Raw genomic sequence first — 17,889 nt, 5'->3', positions numbered from 1 at the left:
GAGCGCCCCTACACGACGCTGTGCAATCCGCGATCAGCTTCATGGCGCTCCAGCGCCAGTTCGATCAGGCGCGTGATCAGCGTGGTGTAGTCCACACCGCTGGCGCCCCACAGCTTCGGGTACATGCTGATGCGGGTGAAGCCGGGCAGCGTGTTGACCTCGTTGATGACGATCTCACCGTCTGCGGTGAGGAACACGTCCACGCGCGCCATGCCCGCACACTCCAGCGCCTGGTAGGCCTGCAGCGCGATCTGCTGGATGCGCGCCTGGGTTGCGGCATCGATGTCCGCCGGCACCACCACCTCGGCGCCATCCTCGTTGATGTACTTGGTGTCGTAGGCGTAGAACTCGTCGTGCACCACCACCTCGCCGCACAGGCTGGCCTGCGGCTGTTCGTTGCCCAGCACCGCGCACTCGATCTCACGGCCGACCACCGCCGATTCCACCAGCACCTTGTGGTCGTAGCGCAGCGCCAATGCCAGTGCCGCGGCGAAGCCCGCCGCATCCTTGACCTTGCTCACACCCACCGACGAACCCTGGTTGGCCGGCTTCACGAACAGCGGCAGGCCGAGCTGCGCGATCACCGCATCGACATCGACGTCAGCGGCCTGGTGACGCCTGATGCACAGCCACGGCGCAACCTTCAGCCCGGCGTCGCGCAGCAGGCGCTTGGTCACGTCCTTGTCCATCGCCACCGCCGAGCCCAGCACCGGCGAACCGACGAAGGGCAGGTTGGCCATGCGCAGCAGCCCCTGCAGCGCACCGTCCTCGCCCAGCGGCCCGTGCACGATCGGCAGCACCACATCGATCTGGCCCAGCGCGCTGGCCGCATCGGAGGGCTGCAGCTGTGCCTGTTCCACACCTGGGCGCACCGCCAGCGACGTGCCGGACCGATGCAGCGCGATGCGCGACGGATCATCGGCATTGATCAGGAAGGTATCCGGCTGGCTCAGATGCCACTGGCCCTGCTTGTCGATACCGACCAGCACCGGCTCGAAGCGCTCGCGATCGAGCGCATCGAGGATGTTCTTCGCCGACTGCAGCGAAACTTCGTGCTCGGAGGACTTGCCCCCGAAGATGATGCCGACCCGGGTCCGTGCCATGGTGTTGCGATGTCCTGTGCGTTGCGTGGCCTCATAGCATGAACCTTCATCGGCCCTCCGCGTGAGGCACAGATGAACCAGAAATCCATCCACGCATGGCGTGGATCTAGCGTCCTCCATGGCCCATCAATAGGGGGTCAGAGCCCGTTGCGCAGCAACGGGATCCGACCCCGGATAGCCTGACAGATCGCAGGAACCTGTCGAAGGCGGGATGGGTCCGGTGGCGGGGGTGTCCGCGGCATGGATGCCGCGGTCAAGCCCCCATGGATGGGTTTACGGCGTCCCCCGCCACCGGACCCACCCCGCCAACCCACGGAATGCCCGCTGTTGCTGTTGCTTCGGCTGTTGCCGTTGCCGTTGCCTCTGCGGGTGCCGGGTGGCAGCCCGGCCCAAGCCCACCACCCACGCAGGTAGAATGCGCACATGGCTCTCTCCCTGCTCAAGTCCCTCAAGCCGGTCGCTGGCCGCGCCCTGCAGATCGCCCTGAACCGCGCGCTGGCGCTGGATCCGGATACCCGCCATGCACTGGCCAGCCTCGACGGCCGGCACATCGATCTGACCCTGGAAGCGCCCTCGCTGGCGATGCGCATCAGCGTCGATGGCGACCAGCTGCGGGTCGGCCCGGTGGACGCACAGGAAGCCGATCTGGCCGTGCGCAGCAGCCTGGCCGGCGTGCTCGCGCAGCTGCCGCTGCTGGCCAACGCACGGCGTGCCGACAACAACGGCAAGGGTCGCGTGCGCGTGGCCGGCGACGCCGAACTGGCGCGTCGCCTGCAGCAGCTGGCCAAGGGCTTTGACCCGGACTGGCAGCAGCCGTTCGTCAGCGTGTTCGGCGACGTGCTGGGCGTGCAGGTGGCCAACACCCTGCGCAGCGCCCTGCAGCATGCGCGCCAGGGCGCGATCGACCTGGCCCACAGCGCCGCCGAGTTCATCACCGAGGAATCGCGCGACGTGGTGCCTCGTGCCGAGCTGGATGCCTTCCACGACGATGTGGACGTGCTGCGCGATGACGTCGAACGTCTCGGTGCACGCGTGCAGCGCCTGCGGGGTGCCGCATGAAGGCCGTGCTGCGCGCCAGCCGCATCGGCCGGGTGATCCTGCGTTACCGCCTCGACGACCTGCTGCAGGGCACCCCGGCCGAGCGCTGGTTGCGCCTCGCCAAGCCGTTCGTGCCGCGCGCCTCGGCCGACATCGCCGCACAGTCGCGCGGTGCGCGCCTGCGCCTGGCGCTGCAGGATCTGGGCCCGATCTTCGTCAAGTTCGGCCAGATCCTGTCCACCCGCCGCGACCTGGTGCCGCCGGACGTGGCCAATGAACTGACCCTGCTGCAGGACCGGGTCAAGCCGTTCGATGGCGAGACCGCACGCCGCATCGTCGAGGAAGCGCTGGGCCTGCCGGTCAGCGAGGCCTTCGCCAGCTTCGATACCGAACCGCTGGCCTCGGCCTCGATCGCGCAGGTGCACGCAGCGACGCTGGCCGATGGCCGCCAGGTGGTGGTCAAGGTGCTGCGCCCGGGCATCGAGAAGCAGATCGACGCCGATATCGCGTTGCTCAACTCGCTCGCCGCCCTGGTCGAGCGCACCCATCCGCGCGCTGACAAGATCCGCCCGCGCGAAGTGGTGGCCGAAGTCGAGAACACCCTGGCTGCCGAGCTGGACCTGCAGCGCGAAGGCGCCAATGCCAGCGTGCTGCGCCGCTTCTGGGAAAACAGCGACGATCTGTACGTGCCGGAAGTGATCTGGAGCCACACCGCGGAGCGCGCGCTGACCCTGGAGCGCGTGTGGGGTATCCCGTCCGATGACATCGCTGCGCTGGACAAGGCCGGCATCGACCGCAAGGCGCTGGCCGCCAAGGGCGTGCGGGTGTTCTACACCCAGGTGTTCCGCGACAACTTCTTCCACGCCGATGCGCACGCCGGCAACATCTGGGTCGACACCGATCCGGCGCGCCGCGCCAACCCGCGTTTCATCGCGCTGGACTTCGGCATCATGGGCCAGCTATCGCAGGAAGATCAGTACTACCTGGCCGAGAACTTCATGGCCATCTTCAACCGCGACTACCGCCGCATCGCCGAACTGCACGTGCAGGCGCGCTGGATGCCCGACAACGTGCGCATCGATGATCTGGAAGCGGCCGTGCGCTCGGTGTGCGAGCCGTACTTCACCCGGCCGTTGTCGCAGATCTCGCTGGCCGAAGTGCTGATGAAGCTGTTCCGCGTGGCCCAGCGTTACCAGCTGACCCTGCAGCCGCAGCTGATCCTGCTGCAGAAGACCCTGCTGAACATCGAAGGCGTCGGCCGCCAGCTCGACCCGCAGATCGACATCTGGGCGGTGGCCAAGCCGGTGTTGGCAAAGATCCTGCGCGAACGTTACAGCCCGCGCCGGGTGGTACGCGAGATCGGCAAGCGCCTGCCGGAAATCATGACCCATGCACCGGACATGCCGCGCCTGGTGCACGCCTGGCTGACCCAGCAGGTGGAAGGCCGCCACGAACTGTCGATGCGTTCGCGCGACCTGGCCGCATTGGATGCCAGCGTGCAGCGCCTGCAGAAGCATGCGGTCGGCGCGATCACCGGCGTCGGCCTGCTGGCCATCGCTGCACTGATGTATGTGCTGCAGCCGCCGGGCTGGTACTGGGGCGACGTGCCGGCGTGGAGCTGGCTGTCCGGTGCGGTCGGCGCAGTGGCGCTGCTGCGCGCGTGGTGGAAGTAGGCCCCATGCTGCAGGCACTCAAGGACGAACTGGTCCGCTTCGGCGCCGACAACGACGCACGCGAAAGCGAGCGCGGCCGACGAATGCTCAACATCACGCCGGAGACCGGTGAATTCCTGTTGGTGCTGGTGCGCTTCGGCAACACTCGCCGGGTGCTGGAAATCGGTACGTCCAACGGCTATTCCACGTTATGGCTGGCCGAGGCCGCCGCCGCCATCGACGGCCACGTGACGACGCTGGAGTACGCCGAGGACAAGGTGGCGATGGCACGTGACACCTTCGTGCGCAGTGGCCTGGCCGATCGCATCACGCTGGTCCACGACGATGCCGGGCAGTGGCTGGCACAGGCCGCCGATGCCAGCATTGACCTGCTGTTCCTCGATTCGGACCGCGGGCAGTACGCCGGCTGGTGGCCACAGCTGCGCCGCGTGCTGCGCCCGGGTGGCCTGCTGGTGGTGGACAACGCCACCTCACATGCGGAAGAGATGCAACCGCTGCGCGTGCTGCTGGACGCTGATCCGGACTTCAGCACCAGCCTGGTGCCGGTGGGCAACGGCGAGCTGTTGGCCGTGCGCAGCGCCTGACTGCCGCGTTGCCCGCGTCTGATCCGGTAGTGCCGGCCGCTGGCCGGCAACCGCAGCCATCCGACTGCCCGGAGGCAGCCGGCCAGCGGCCGGCTCTACCCCATTCAATGCCCAGCCCCGATAATCCTGCCGTGAGCACCGAACCCGATACCCTCGCCGCGGTCGAGACCGACACCGCGCCCCTGCAGCTGCTGCACCTGGATGAACGCCTGGCCGTGGTCAACAAGCCTGCCGGGCTGATGGTCCACGACAGCAAGCTGGCCCGTGGCGAAGACGACTTCCTGGCCGACCGCCTGCGCGAGCAGCTGGGCCGCCCGATCTTCCTCGTGCATCGCCTGGACCGGGCCACCAGTGGCTGCCTGTTGCTGGCCTTCGACCGCGATACTGCCAGCGCGCTGGGCAAGGCCCTGATGGGCGGCGAAGTGCTGAAGGACTACCTGACGGTCTGCCGGGGCTGGCCGGCCGAGCTCGCCTGGCAGGTCGATCATGATCTGGACGGCGGCCCGGGCAAGCCGGTGAAAAAGCCGGCGATCACCGACTTCCAGCGCCTGGCCACCGGCGAGCTGTCGGTGCCGGTCGGTGAATTCACCAGCTCGCGCTATGCGCTGCTGCGCTGCCAGCCGCAGACCGGGCGCTTCCGGCAGATCCGCCGGCATCTCAAGCACCTCTCGCATCACATGATCGGCGACACCAGCCACGGCGATGGTCGCCACAACCGCATCTTCCGCATGCAGGGCGTGCACCGCATGCTGCTGCACGCCGAGCGCCTGCGATTCCCGCATCCGGAGGGCGGCACCGTGGACGTGCGCGCGCCGCTGGACCGTGAGTTCCAGAAGGCACTGGACCTGTTCGGCTGGCAGGTGGATACCGTTTGACGGTCGTGCCGGCCGCTGGCCGGCAGCTACGCGATTCAAGATGTACTGGGGAACCGGCCAGCGGCCGGCACTACCTCATTTCTTTTCCGGCTCGTTGACGATCGCTTCCAGATCCTTCTGCAGGTCCGCGAACAGCGGCTGCATGCGCGCCTGGATCGCTACCATCACGTTCTGCATCAGCGCCGGGGTCTTGTCCAGCAGGCTCTGGCCGGCCGCGCTCTCGTAGAACTCGGCCATCGCCAGCACGTCTTCCTTGCTGAAGGTCTTCTTGTACAGGTCCACGTACATCGGCCGCAGCTGCTGCCAGGACAGGGCCTGGCGCAGGGTCTGACTGGTCCGCGCCTGGATCCGCTTCAGCTGCTCCTGCTGCTGGGCGTTGAGCTGGCGCTGAGCGGCCACCTGCTGGAACTGCTGCTGCTGCATCGCCTCGATCTGCGGCAGCATGGTGTCGATCATGCTCTGCGCGCGCGAGGCGGACAGCAGGCGGTTGATGTCGCCATCGGTCGGCGGCGCAGCCAGGGCCGGGACGCTGGCCACGGCCAGCGCCAGCAGCAGGGCGGCGCGGCGCAGCAGGGACGGCAGGGCGGGTGCGGTGCGGGTCATGCGGGCTTCCTGCGGTACATGGGACGGCCAGCATACCCGCAGCCAAGGCGAAGGCGGCGTGTTCGGTACCTGATCGGCGGCATACGGGGCGCGATGCCGCACTCCGGTGCGTGGCTGCCGCTACAATGCGCGGATGGGCAGTGGACCGGTCACCATCAGCGCGCAGCTTGAAATCCCCGACGGCGAGATCGTCGAGCGGTTCGTGCGTGCCAGTGGCGCCGGTGGCCAGAACGTCAACAAGGTCTCCACCGCGGTGGAACTGCGTTTCGACGTGGCCAACTCGCCCTCGTTGCCCGAACCGTTGCGCACCCGCCTGCTGGCGCGGCGTGACCGGCGCATGACCGGCGAAGGCGTGCTGGTCATCGATGCGCAACGATTCCGGACCCAGGATCGCAATCGCGAGGATGCGCGCGATCGGCTGGCGGCCTTCATCCAGGCCGGGTTGAGCGTGCCCAAGCCGCGCAAGGCCACCAAGCCGACCCTCGGGTCGAAACTGCGTCGTCTGGACGCCAAACGCGGGCGCGCGCAGATCAAGCGCGGGCGCTCATCACGTGACTGGGAGTGATTGCTTGAACAACCCGACTTCGTTGCTGCCGGCCGTGCCGCCGCAGATGCCGCAGGTCAAACCCAACGCCTTCCTGCGCTGGCTGGCGCGCTGCACCCTGCGCATGGGCGGCTGGAAGGTGACCGGTACCCTGCCTGACATCCCCAGGCTGGTCTTCATCATCGCCCCGCATTCGTCCAACTGGGACGGCCTGTGGGGCATGGCCGCGAAGATCGCGCTGGGCATGAAGGTGAAGGTGCTGGGCAAGGCATCGCTGTTCTGGTGGCCGCTCGGCCCGCTGCTGCACAAGCTGGGCGTGATCCCGCTCGATCGCAGCTCGCCGCAGGGGACGGTGGGCCAGGCGGTGGACCTGCTGCGCAACAACGAGAAGATGTGGTTCGCCATCACGCCCGAGGGCACCCGCAAGGCCGTGAAGGACTGGAAGGCCGGCTTCCTGAAGATCGCGCGGATGGCCGACGTGCCGATCCTGGCCGCGTATTTCCACTACCCGGAAAAGACCATCGGCATCGGCCCGCTGTTCACGCCGACCGGCGATGACGCCGCCGACATGGCCGCCATCCGCGAGTTCTACCGGCCCTGGATCGGCAAGACCCGCGGTACGGTCTGAGCCGGCCGCAGGCCGCCGCATAGACGCCACGTCCGGCACATGCCGGGCGAGCGCGACAGGAGTAGGGTGGAGGGCTGGTATCCCATACCGTCTGCCCAAGGAGCGTTTTACATGTCGCGTACCGTAGTCCTGGCCGCCGCCATCAGCCTGGCGCTGGCGGCCTGTTCCGGCAAGGAGTCCACCCCCGTGTCCGATGCCCAGAAAGCCCCGGCCCAGCAGCCGGCCGAAGCCTCCACCAATCCGCTGCTGAGCGCCAGCACGCTGCCGTTCCAGGCGCCGCAGTTCGACAAGATCAAGGACAGCGACTACCTGCCGGCCTTCGAAGAAGGCATGCGCCAGCACCTGGCCGACGTGCGCAAGATCGCTGACAGCAGCGAGCCGGCCACTTTCGACAACACCATCGTGGCGATGGAGCGCAGCGGCGAGACGCTGAATCGCGTGTCGCGCATCTTCTTCGGCCTGGTCCAGGCCGATACCAACGATGCGCGCCAGAAGATCCAGGAAGAAGTGGCGCCGAAGCTCGCCGCGCACCAGGACGAGATCAACCTCGATCCGAAGCTGTTCGCGCGCGTGAAGTCGCTGTACGACCAGCGTGACACGCTGGAGCTGGACCCGGTGCAGAAGCGCCTCGTCGAGCACTACTACGACGGTCTGGTGCGCGCCGGTGCGCAGCTGTCCGACGCCGACAAGGCCACCCTGCGCAAGCTCAACGTGGAAGAGACCACTCTCTCCACCCAGTTCCACACCCGCCTGGTGGCCGCCACCGCCGCTGCTGCCGTCGTTGTCGATGACAAGGCCAAGCTGGCCGGCCTGGACGAAGATGCGATCAACAACGCTGCGGCTGCCGCCAAGGAACGCAAGCTGGATGGCAAGTTCCTGCTGCCGCTGCAGAACACCACCCAGCAGCCGGTGCTCGGCTCGCTGAGCGACCGCGACCAGCGCGCCGCCGTGCTGAAGGCTTCTGAAACCCGCGCCGAGCGTGGCGATGCCAACGACACCCGGCAGACCGTGCAGCGCCTGGCCCAGCTGCGTGCGCAGAAGGCCAAGCTGCTCGGCTTCGACACCTTCGCCGACTACCAGCTGGGCGACCAGATGGCCAAGACCCCGGCTGCCGCGCTCAAGCTGCTGACCGACACCGTGCCGGCCGCCACCGCCAAGGCCCGCGCCGAGGCCGGCGAGATCCAGAAGGTGATCGACGCGCAGAAGGGTGGTTTCCAGGTCGCTGCCTCGGACTGGGACTTCTACGCCGAGCAGGTGCGCAAGGCCAAGTACGATCTGGACGAGTCGCAGATCAAGCCGTACTTCGAACTGGACAACGTGCTGCAGAACGGCGTCTTCTACGCCGCCACCCAGCTGTACGGCATCACCTTCAAGCCGCGTACCGACATTCCGACCTACAACCCGGACATGAAGGTGTACGAAGTGTTCGACAAGGACGGCACCTCGCTGGCCCTGTTCTACACCGACTACTTCAAGCGTGACAGCAAGTCCGGCGGCGCCTGGATGGACGTGTTCGTCGAGCAGGACGGCCTGACCGGTGCCAAGCCGGTGGTCTACAACGTCTGCAACTTCACCAAGCCGGCCGCCGGCCAGCCTGCGCTGATCAGCTTCGACGACGTCACCACCATGTTCCATGAGTTCGGCCACGCACTGCATGGCATGTTCTCGAACGTGAAGTACCCGTCGATCGCCGGCACCGCCACCTCGCGTGATTTCGTCGAGTTCCCGTCGCAGTTCAACGAGCACTGGGCGCTGGATCCGAAGGTGTTCGCCAACTACGCCAAGCACTACAAGACCGGCGAGGCGATGCCGCAGGAACTGGTCGACAAGATCCTCAAGGCACGCAGCTTCAACCAGGGTTATGCGACCACCGAGTACCTGTCGGCCGCACTGCTCGACCTGGCCTGGCACACGCAGAAGGCTGATGCGCCGCTGCAGGATGTCGGCGCCTTTGAAGCCAGCGCGCTGAAGAAGTTCAAGGTCGACCTGCCGCAGGTTCCGCCGCGTTACCGCACCACCTACTTCGACCACATCTGGGGTGGCGGTTACTCGGCCGGTTACTACGCTTACTTCTGGGCCGAAGTGCTGGACCATGACGCCTACCAGTGGTTCACCGAACACGGTGGCCTGACCGCGGCCAATGGCCAGGAGTTCCGCGACAAGATCCTCTCGCGCGGCAACAGCGTGGAGCTATCGACCCTGTACCGCGATTTCCGCGGCAAGGACCCGTCGGTGGAACCGCTGCTGAAGTTCCGCGGGCTGAAATAAGAAAACGAAAACGGCGGGGGCAACCCCGCCGTTTTTCTTTCTGTGGCGTCGAGCCATGCTCGACGTTCTTCTGTAGAGCCGAGCCCACGCTCGGCTGCGATTCCCGCCCTTGTAGAGCCGAGCCATGCTCGGCTGCCTTTCGATGAAAAACCAGTCGAGCATGGCTCGACGCTACAAACAGCGTTACGTCCCCACGTGCACGCGGTTCGCCTGTTCGGCCAACCCCAGGTGATCCAGCGCGATGTCCAGCGCCAGCACATAGCTCTGTGCACCGTAGCCGGCGGCGATACCCAGGCGCTGGCCGACGCCGGCCGGCAGGCACGGCTCGGCCACTGCGCCGTCGTCATGCACTTCCACATAGGCGTTGTGCAGGTACGGCAGCAGGCGCTGCAGGCGCAGGCTGTTGGCACACGCACCTGGGTCAAGCAGGGTCACCTCGCCGCGGCTGTGGTCGGCCACGCGCAGCGCGTCCAGCAGTTCCTGTTCCGAACCGCAGGCACGGATCGCCACACTGGTACCGGCGTCGATCGCGCGGTGCACCAGCGATTTCAGTACCGGCGCCGGCAGCGGCATCGCCGTGCGGATCAATGCACCGGCTGCTTCCGGGCCACGGATGATGAAGATCGACATGGCTCAGCCCTCCTGTGCCAGGCGGCGGCCGACAATGGCCAGCGACAACGGGTAACCGGCCTGCTGGCTGCGCTGGTCGACCACTACCGCGGCAGGACCATGCTGCAGGCGCAGGCGCGAATCCAGGCCGGGTTCGCTGGGGGCCTGCAGCTCGATGTACTGCGCCGGCAGCCGTTCCAGCGCCGCCTGCAGCGCGTCACCTTCGGCCTGCCATTGCGCCTCGTCGGCGGCGCCGACATCCAGCAGTACCCAGTCGGCCGAGCGCGCCTGCGGCTGGCACAGGCACTGGCGCACTTCGGACAGGCTGGCGCAGTCGCTGCACAGCACGCGATGGCCGCTCAGCTGCGCCGGCAGCTGCGGGCGCGGCGCCGACGGAGACGCGTGGCGGATCACCAGGAGGGTCATACAACACCTTGCGGAATGCGCCCTGTGGCGCGGTGGGCACACGATGCGCGTGCTGCCCGTAAAGGTGCGATGCCCGCTGCCGGGCCGGGGCGTAAAACCTGCGTAACCCGTGTCCGGCGCTACCGGGAACCTGCGGCGCCTGCGTGTGGTCTGATACCGCTATCACCTACCCGGAGCCTGTCATGGATGCTGTTGCCCGCCCTCCCTTTTCCGAACGCGCGCTGGCCTGGCTGAAGAAGGAAGCATTGCCGCTGCTGGTGATGCTCGGCCTGCTCGCCGCCGCCCGCGATACCCTCGCCAACCACTACGTGGTGCCCAGCGGCTCGATGCAGCCGACCCTGCAGCCCGGCGACCGGGTGGTGGTGGACATGCGCGCCTATGGCCTGCGGCTGCCGTTCACCGGCAAGGAACTGATGTCCACCGGCGTTCCGCAGCGCGGTGAAGTGGCGGTGTTCGATTCACCGGCCGACGGCACCCGCCTGATCAAGCGCGTGGCGGCGGTGGCCGGTGACCATGTGCAGATGCGCGAGGGCCATCTGAGCATCAACGGCCAGCCGCTGCAGATCGCCGACCTGCAGGACGTGGAAGCCTTCGGCGAGCGCCGTGCCCGCCTCGACCTGGACATGGGCGGCGGTCCGGACATCGCCGACCTGGTGGTGCCGGCCGGCAAGGTGCTGGTGCTGGGTGACCACCGCGGCAACAGCTTCGACGGTCGTTTCTTCGGCTTCGTCGACGCCGACAAGCTCTACGGCCGCGCCGTGGCGGTGTACTACCGTCGTGGCGACGGTTTCGAGTGGCAGCGCCTGTAAGCTGAATTGATACTTCCTGCATATCAATCCTGACCTATCAGGTTATGGATCGACTGGATGGACGGGCCTAGTCTGAGGCCCGTTCCCTCCCACGCCCGGCCGCCCCCACCGGCCCATCGATCCCATGACTGGCGAAACCGCGGCGGCCCTCGAACGCCGCCCCCCCACTGTCGATCCCATCGCCGAGACCCGCATCCAGCAGGGCACGCCGGCCTTCCGCCGCACCGCGCTGGCGCTGTTCCTGGCCGGCTTTTCCACCTTCGGCCTGCTGTACACCGTGCAGCCGCTGCTGCCGGAGTTCAGCCGTCACTTCGGCGTGTCCGCCGCCGGCAGCGCGATGTCGCTGTCGTTGACCACCGGCACGCTGGCGGTGGCGATGTTGCTGGCCGGCCTGATCTCCGACGCGGTTGGCCGTCGCCCGATGATGATCGCCGCGCTGCTGGCCTCGGCCACGCTGTCGCTATGCACGGCGCTGGTGGATGACTGGACCACGCTGCTGGTGCTGCGCACGCTGCTCGGCCTGGCGCTGAGCGGCGTGCCTGCGGTGGCGATGACCTACCTTGTCGAGGAAATGGACAGCCGCGCGCTGGGCCTGGCGATGGGCCTGTACATCGGCGGCAACGCCATCGGTGGCATGAGCGGGCGCCTGCTGGCCGGCATCATCGCCGACCACTGGGGCTGGCGGTGGGGCATCGGCGTCGTCTCGATCATCGCCGTGGCCAGTACCGTGCTGTTGTGGTTGCAATTGCCGCCGTCGCGGCATTTCCAGGCGCGTCGTGGCGGCCTGCGCCAGTTGCCATCACGCTGGCGCACGCTGTTCGCCGACCCGGGCCTGCCGTGGCTGTTCGCCACGTCCTTCGTGCTGATGGGCGTGTTCGTCACTCTCTACAACTACCTGGGTTACCACCTGCTGGCACCGCCGTACCGCCTCAGCCAGACCGTGGTCGGCCTGATCTTCAGCGTGTACCTGGTGGGCACCTTCAGTTCGGCATGGATGGGCCAGCAGGCCACGCGTTACGGGCGCGGTCGCATCCTGTCGATCTCGTTCGCACTGATTTGTGCCGGCATCGTGCTGTTGGCGATGCCGTGGCTGAGCACGATGGCACTCGGTATCGCGCTGGTGACGTTCGGCTTCTTCGGCGGTCACTCGGTGGCCAGCAGCTGGGTCGGCAGCCGCGCCGGCGCGATGCGCGCCGAAGCCTCGGCGCTGTACCTGTTCGCCTACTACCTGGGTTCGAGCGTGCTCGGTGGTGTGGGCGGCCTGGCCTATGCAGCATGGGACTGGCTGGGTGTGTGCCTGTTCGCCGCCGTGCTGACCCTGATCGGCGGTGGCATCGTCTGGGCGCTGCAGCAGCACGCCCCGCAGCCGGTGACGGCGTGAACCTGCTCTGGTAGATGCCGACCTTGGTCGGCGCTGTGGCCGTGGGCCAACCAAGGTTGGCCGCTACCGGGTGGGTTGCACCTCACCCTTCCGCGAACGCCTCACGCAACAGCCCGGCGAAGTTGCGGATCAGCGGCGTCACCCCCTCACGGTGCCACGCCAGCTGCACTTCCGAATGCGCACCGGCATCGGCCAGCGCGACGAAGCGCGCGCCTTCCACCCGGATGTGATCGCAGGACGACGGCAGGATCGCCGCACCCAGGCCAGCAGCGGCCAGACTGATCAGCGTTGACGCCTCACCGGCCTCCTGCACGATACGCGGGGTGAAGCCCGCCGCCGCACACAACGCGATCATGTGGTCATGGATGCCCGCACCGGCACTGCGCCGGAATGCTACGAACGGCTCCTGCGCGAAGTCGCGCAGCGACAGCGTGCCCTGTTTCGACAGTCTGCGCAGGGCAGGGTGATCGGCATGCACGATCAACGCCAGCGGATCGACGAACAGACTGTGGGCCACCAGTTCCGGCGGCAACGCGCGCTTGCGGATGATGCCCACGTCCAGGCTGCCATCGAGCAGTGCATCGATCTGCTGCAGGGTGTTCATCTCGCTCAGCTGCAGCCGCACCTGCGGGTACTGCTGGCGGTAGCGCAGGATCGAACGCGGAATCTGCGGCGACAGCGGCGTGGCGCGGGTCAGCCCGATACGCAGCTCACCCTGCTCGCCGCGCTGCGCGCGCTGCACCTCGTCCACCGCCGTTTCCACCTGCTGCACGATGGCGCGTGCACGTTCCTGCAGCAGCTCACCGGCAGGCGTCAGCTGCACACGACGATGGCTGCGCACGAACAGGCGCGCACCGATCAGATCTTCCAGCTGGCGGATCTGCTGGCTGAGCGGCGGCTGCGACATACCCAGCCGCTCCGCCGCCTGTCCGAAGTGCAGCGTATCGGCAACGGCAAGGAAGTAACGCAGATGGCGGAGTTCGATGGACATGGGGCCAGTTTATTCATCGCCAGCCGGAAATGGGGTCAGAGCCCGTTGCGCAGCAACGGGATCCGACCCCGCCAGATCGCGGCCAACTGTCGAAGGCGGGGTGGGTCCGGTTGCGGGGGCGTGAGCCGCATGGATGCGGCGACCGAGCTTACATGGACGTACTTGCAGCGTCCCCCGCAACCGGATCCACCCCGCCATCCCACGGAATGCCCGCTTTTGACGTTGACGTTGACGTTGATTCGGCAGGTGCAGGGCGCAGCCCTGCCGCACACACTCACCGTTCCGAATGCCCGCTCTGGTCGTAATCGCGCGGACTGAACAACTCCGGCTGGATCAGCTCGATGAACGCCCGCGCCTGCGCCGACAACGCCTTGCCCCGGCGCACGATCACCCCGTAACTGCGTTCCGGGAACCAGCGCTTCATCGACCGCGCCGCCAGCCGCTCGCGGTCGGCCTCGTTCAGGCACAGCGCCGGCACGATGGAAATACCCATGCCCATCGCCACGTACTGCTTGATCACCTCCCAGCCGCCCACCTCCAGCGCCACGGTGTAGGCGATGCGGTGGCGCTGGAAGACCTGGTCCACCAGGCGGTAGGTGATCTGCCGCTTGGGCGGCAGCACCAGCGGATAGCGCGCGATGTCGGCCAGTTCCAGCTCGCCGCCACTGGCCAGCGGATGGTCGCGCGGCGCGATCAGCACCTGCTCGAAGCGGTAGGCCGGGGCGTAGCTGAGGTCGGCCGGCACGTCTGTCATCGAACCGATCGCCAGGTCGGCGGCGTCCTCGCGCAGCAGGTCGGTGCCGTCGGCGCTGATCGCGTTGTGCAGGGTCAGGCGCACGTCCGGATGATGCAGACGGAAGCGTTCGACGATCTTCGGCAGCAGGTACAGGATGGTCGAGCTGTTGGCGGCGATGTTCAGCTCGCCCGCGTCCAGGCCGCGCACCTTGTCGCGGAACCGCGCCTCCAGCCCGTCCAGGTTCTCCACCAGCGGCTGTGCCATTTCGTACAGCAGCTGGCCCTCGCGGCTGGGCACCAGGCGGCGCCCGCTGCGCTCGAACAACGGCACCCCCAGCTCTCGCTCCAAGGCCTGCAACTGCAGGCTGATCGCAGGCTGGCTGACGAAAAGCGCCTCAGCCGCCCGTGAGACCGACCCCAGGCGCACGGTCTGGCAGAACGCGCGCAGCGGCTTCAGCCGGTCGGATTTGTAGGAAAAACGCGGACTTGGCGGGGGGCGTGTGCTCATCGTGTCACAAGTATTAGCACAACTTATGTAGAGCATTGCAAAAACTGTTTTGCCAAATACTCGGCGCCGACGGCACCGTGGAGGCGTTCCCCACCGCTGGAGTCGCCCCATGTCCGCCGTCGCTTCCGCTGTTCCCACCCCCGCCAGCAAGGCCACCCCCGGTATCGCCCTGGCGACCCGCGTGGCCGGCCAGGACACCCTGCTGCCGGCGCCGCTGCTGGCCCTGCTGGTGTCGCTGCACCGCGCGGTGGAACCGGGCCGACAGGCACGGCTGCAGGCCCGTCGGGAGCGTCAGGCGTTCTTCGACCAGGGCGGCCTGCCGGACTTCCGCGAAGACACCACCGCGATCCGCAGCGGCGACTGGCGTGTTGCCCCGCTGCCGGCGGCGCTGCAGGACCGCCGCGTCGAGATCACCGGCCCGACCGACCCGAAGATGGTCATCAACGCGCTGAACTCCGGCGCCAAGGTGTTCATGGCCGACTTCGAGGATTCGACCTCGCCGACCTGGCGCAACCTGCTGGCCGGGCAGCAGTCGCTGGCCGCCGCGGTGCGTGGCGATCTCGAGTACACCGCACCGGCATCCAACGGGAAGGCCGGCAAGCACTACAGCCTGCGCCCGTTCGACGAACAGGCGGTGCTGATCGTGCGCCCGCGCGGCTGGCACCTGGACGAGAAGCACGTGCGCATCGATGGCCAGTTCATCGCTGGTGGCCTGTTCGACGCGGCGGTGTTCGCCTTCCACAACGCCCGCACCCTGCAGGCGAAGGATCGCGGCCCGTATTTCTACCTGCCCAAGCTGCAGAGCATGGAAGAGGCGGCGCTGTGGGAGACCGCGCTGTCGCACATCGAAGGGATGCTCGGCCTGCCGCATGGCCAGATCAAGGTGACCGTGCTGATCGAAACGCTGCCGGCGGTGTTCGAGATGGACGAGATCCTGCACGCGCTGCGTGACCGCATCGTCGGCCTGAACTGCGGGCGCTGGGACTACATCTTTTCGTACCTGAAGACCTTCCGCCGCCACGCCGACCGCGTGCTGCCCGAACGCGGCCAGGTGACCATGACCCAGCCGTTCCTGAAGGCGTATTCGGAGCTGCTGATCCAGACCTGCCACCGCCGCGGTGCGCATGCGATGGGCGGCATGGCCGCGCAGATTCCGATCAACAACGATGCCGCCGCCAACGAGCAGGCGATGGCCCGCGTGCGCGCCGACAAGCTGCGCGAGGTCACTGCCGGCCACGACGGTACCTGGGTGGCGCACCCGGCGCTGATTCCGGTGGCGATGGCGATCTTCGACGAACACATGCCCGGTGCGAACCAGCACAGCGTGCTGCGCCAGGATGTGCGCGTCGGCCGCGACGAACTGATCGCGCGACCGCCCGGCACCATCACCCGCGCCGGCTTCGAAGGCAACGTGGAAGTCTGCGTGCGCTATCTGGCGGCGTGGCTGGATGGCAACGGCTGCGTGCCGATCCACCACCTGATGGAGGACGCGGCCACCGCCGAGATCAGCCGCAGCCAGCTGTGGCAGTGGCTGCATACGCCGGGCCAGCAGCTGGACGATGGCACTGCGATCGATCTGGCGTTGCTGGATTCCACCCTCTTGCAGCTGCCGGCACGGCTGGGCGATACCGCCGCGCTGCCCGGTGGTGCACGCATCGGCGAGGCCATCACCCTGCTCGGCGAACTGAGCCGCAGCGAAGAACTGACCGATTTCCTGACCCTGCCGGCCTACGCGCGCATCGACTGATCGCCGCCCGCGTTTCCCGCCGTTTCCCTCCCCGCTGCACGCACGAACCGAACTGGAGAAAGACATGAGCAAGCTGCCCACTGCCGAACAGATCCAGCACGACTGGGATACCAACCCGCGTTGGGAAGGCATCCAGCGCAACTACAGCGCCGCCGACGTGGTGCGCCTGCGCGGCACCGTCCACATCGAGCATTCGCTGGCCCGCCTGGGCGCAGAGAAGCTGTGGGCGTCGCTGCATGAGCGCGAGTTCGTCAACGCGCTCGGTGCATTGACCGGCAACCAGGCCATGCAGCAGGTCAAGGCGGGCCTGAAGGCGATCTACCTGTCCGGTTGGCAGGTGGCGGCCGACGCCAACCTGGCTGGGCAGATGTACCCGGACCAGTCGCTGTACCCGGCCGATTCGGTGCCGGCGGTGGTCAAGCGCATCAACAACACGCTGCTGCGCGCCGACCAGCTGCATCACGCCGAAGGCAAGGACGACATCGATTTCCTGCAGCCGATCGTGGCCGATGCGGAAGCCGGTTTCGGCGGCGTGCTCAATGCGTTCGAACTGATGAAGGCGATGATCGAGGCCGGTGCCGCCGGCGTGCATTTCGAAGACCAGCTGGCCTCGGTGAAGAAGTGCGGCCACATGGGCGGCAAGGTGCTGGTGCCGACCCGCGAGGCGATCGAGAAGCTCAACGCTGCGCGCCTGGCCGCCGACGTGCTGGGCGTGCCGACCCTGCTGGTGGCACGTACCGATGCCGAAGCCGCGGATCTGCTGACCAGCGACATCGATGGCAACGACAAGCCGTTCGCCACCGGCGAGCGCACGGTGGAAGGCTTCTACAAGACCCGCAACGGCCTGGACCAGGCGATCAGCCGTGGCCTGGCCTATGCGCCCTACGCCGACCTGGTGTGGTGCGAGACCGGCAAGCCGGACCTGGAGTTCGCACGCAAGTTCGCCGAGGCGATCCATGCCAAGTTCCCGGGCAAGCTGCTGGCCTACAACTGCTCGCCCAGCTTCAACTGGAAGAAGAACCTGGACGACGCCACCATCGCCAAGTTCCAGCGCGAGCTGGGCAGCTACGGCTACAAGTTCCAGTTCATCACCCTGGCCGGCTTCCATGCGCTGAACTACGGCATGTTCAATCTGGCCCACGGCTACGCGCGCCGCCAGATGAGCGCGTTCGTCGAGTTGCAGGAAGCCGAGTTCGAGGCGGCAGAGCGCGGCTTCACCGCGGTCAAGCACCAGCGCGAGGTCGGCACCGGCTACTTCGATGCCGTGACCCAGGCGATCCAGCAGGGCCAGTCGTCGACCACTGCGCTGACCGGCTCGACCGAGGAAGAGCAGTTCCACGGCGGGCGCAGCGAACGCGCGGCGTGAT

General features: G+C 67.4%; 17 protein-coding genes. 11 read left to right on the top strand and 6 right to left on the bottom strand.

The window, feature by feature from the left end; genetic code table 11:
* Positions 1–8 precede the first annotated feature (8 nt).
* Positions 9–1,103 (bottom strand): D-alanine--D-alanine ligase, encoded by a 1,095-nt coding sequence (ddlA, locus tag N5D91_RS23105; protein ID WP_180854564.1) that lies wholly within the window; start codon positions 1,101–1,103, stop codon positions 9–11.
* Between the two features lie 423 nt (positions 1,104–1,526).
* Here ddlA and N5D91_RS23100 point away from each other — a divergent pair, with 423 nt between their 5' ends.
* The 4 genes from N5D91_RS23100 (at position 1,527) to N5D91_RS23085 (ending at position 5,273) form a co-directional block, all read left to right on the top strand.
* Positions 1,527–2,162, top strand: coding sequence for an SCP2 sterol-binding domain-containing protein (locus N5D91_RS23100; RefSeq protein WP_088023294.1), 636 nt, complete (start codon positions 1,527–1,529; stop codon positions 2,160–2,162).
* Positions 2,159–3,814 (top strand): ubiquinone biosynthesis regulatory protein kinase UbiB, encoded by a 1,656-nt coding sequence (gene ubiB / locus N5D91_RS23095; RefSeq protein WP_110710728.1) that lies wholly within the window; start codon positions 2,159–2,161, stop codon positions 3,812–3,814. The genes N5D91_RS23100 and ubiB overlap by 4 nt, the downstream gene beginning before the upstream one ends.
* Before the next feature lie 5 nt (positions 3,815–3,819).
* Positions 3,820–4,398, top strand: a complete 579-nt coding sequence (locus N5D91_RS23090) for an O-methyltransferase (protein ID WP_180854563.1) — start codon at positions 3,820–3,822, stop codon at positions 4,396–4,398.
* A gap of 131 nt (positions 4,399–4,529) precedes the next feature.
* A complete protein-coding gene (locus N5D91_RS23085; RefSeq protein WP_180854562.1) occupies positions 4,530–5,273 on the top strand; it encodes a pseudouridine synthase in 744 nt (247 codons plus the stop codon).
* Between the two features lie 75 nt (positions 5,274–5,348).
* Here the strand turns inward: N5D91_RS23085 and N5D91_RS23080 are convergent, their stop codons facing one another.
* Positions 5,349–5,876: a DUF2059 domain-containing protein gene (locus N5D91_RS23080; RefSeq protein ID WP_010487093.1), complete on the bottom strand. Its 528-nt coding sequence runs from the start codon at positions 5,874–5,876 to the stop codon at positions 5,349–5,351.
* A 133-nt stretch (positions 5,877–6,009) separates the two neighbouring features.
* Here N5D91_RS23080 and arfB point away from each other — a divergent pair, with 133 nt between their 5' ends.
* The 3 genes from arfB (at position 6,010) to dcp (ending at position 9,316) form a co-directional block, all read left to right on the top strand.
* A complete protein-coding gene (arfB, locus tag N5D91_RS23075) occupies positions 6,010–6,441 on the top strand; it encodes an alternative ribosome rescue aminoacyl-tRNA hydrolase ArfB (RefSeq protein WP_004153612.1) in 432 nt (143 codons plus the stop codon).
* Between the two features lie 4 nt (positions 6,442–6,445).
* Positions 6,446–7,048, top strand: coding sequence for a lysophospholipid acyltransferase family protein (locus N5D91_RS23070; RefSeq protein ID WP_032130468.1), 603 nt, complete (start codon positions 6,446–6,448; stop codon positions 7,046–7,048).
* Between the two features lie 111 nt (positions 7,049–7,159).
* On the top strand, positions 7,160–9,316 hold the full coding sequence (gene dcp / locus N5D91_RS23065; RefSeq protein ID WP_110710731.1) for a peptidyl-dipeptidase Dcp: 2,157 nt from the start codon (positions 7,160–7,162) through the stop codon (positions 9,314–9,316).
* A 183-nt stretch (positions 9,317–9,499) separates the two neighbouring features.
* On the opposite strand, the gene N5D91_RS23060 is transcribed toward dcp, so the two are convergent.
* Both N5D91_RS23060 and N5D91_RS23055 read right to left on the bottom strand, forming a co-directional pair.
* Positions 9,500–9,946: a 3-dehydroquinate dehydratase gene (locus N5D91_RS23060; protein WP_004153636.1), complete on the bottom strand. Its 447-nt coding sequence runs from the start codon at positions 9,944–9,946 to the stop codon at positions 9,500–9,502.
* Between the two features lie 3 nt (positions 9,947–9,949).
* Positions 9,950–10,351 (bottom strand): hypothetical protein, encoded by a 402-nt coding sequence (locus N5D91_RS23055; RefSeq protein ID WP_180854561.1) that lies wholly within the window; start codon positions 10,349–10,351, stop codon positions 9,950–9,952.
* Between the two features lie 182 nt (positions 10,352–10,533).
* Here N5D91_RS23055 and lepB point away from each other — a divergent pair, with 182 nt between their 5' ends.
* On the top strand, positions 10,534–11,160 hold the full coding sequence (gene lepB, locus N5D91_RS23050) for a signal peptidase I (protein ID WP_014035578.1): 627 nt from the start codon (positions 10,534–10,536) through the stop codon (positions 11,158–11,160).
* Between the two features lie 124 nt (positions 11,161–11,284).
* Positions 11,285–12,541 carry an MFS transporter gene (locus N5D91_RS23045; protein ID WP_180854560.1) on the top strand — a complete coding sequence of 419 codons (1,257 nt, stop codon included), beginning with the start codon at positions 11,285–11,287 and terminating at the stop codon, positions 12,539–12,541.
* 82 nt (positions 12,542–12,623) lie between these two features.
* Here the strand turns inward: N5D91_RS23045 and N5D91_RS23040 are convergent, their stop codons facing one another.
* Entirely contained in the window at positions 12,624–13,532 is a 909-nt protein-coding gene (locus tag N5D91_RS23040) for a LysR family transcriptional regulator (RefSeq protein WP_032956221.1), read from the bottom strand.
* Between the two features lie 274 nt (positions 13,533–13,806).
* Positions 13,807–14,775, bottom strand: a complete 969-nt coding sequence (locus N5D91_RS23035) for a LysR family transcriptional regulator (protein WP_180854559.1) — start codon at positions 14,773–14,775, stop codon at positions 13,807–13,809.
* 109 nt (positions 14,776–14,884) lie between these two features.
* Here N5D91_RS23035 and aceB point away from each other — a divergent pair, with 109 nt between their 5' ends.
* Together aceB and aceA are read left to right on the top strand one after the other, a co-directional pair.
* Positions 14,885–16,522: a malate synthase A gene (gene aceB / locus N5D91_RS23030; RefSeq protein WP_180854558.1), complete on the top strand. Its 1,638-nt coding sequence runs from the start codon at positions 14,885–14,887 to the stop codon at positions 16,520–16,522.
* Between the two features lie 64 nt (positions 16,523–16,586).
* Positions 16,587–17,888 (top strand): isocitrate lyase, encoded by a 1,302-nt coding sequence (aceA, locus tag N5D91_RS23025; RefSeq protein WP_004153647.1) that lies wholly within the window; start codon positions 16,587–16,589, stop codon positions 17,886–17,888.
* Position 17,889 lies beyond the last annotated feature (1 nt).

Origin of the sequence: Stenotrophomonas sp. GD03794, assembly GCF_029842145.1 — a bacterium.
Taxonomy (GTDB): domain Bacteria; phylum Pseudomonadota; class Gammaproteobacteria; order Xanthomonadales; family Xanthomonadaceae; genus Stenotrophomonas; species Stenotrophomonas riyadhensis.
This window is presented reverse-complemented; position numbering and strand designations above follow the sequence as displayed.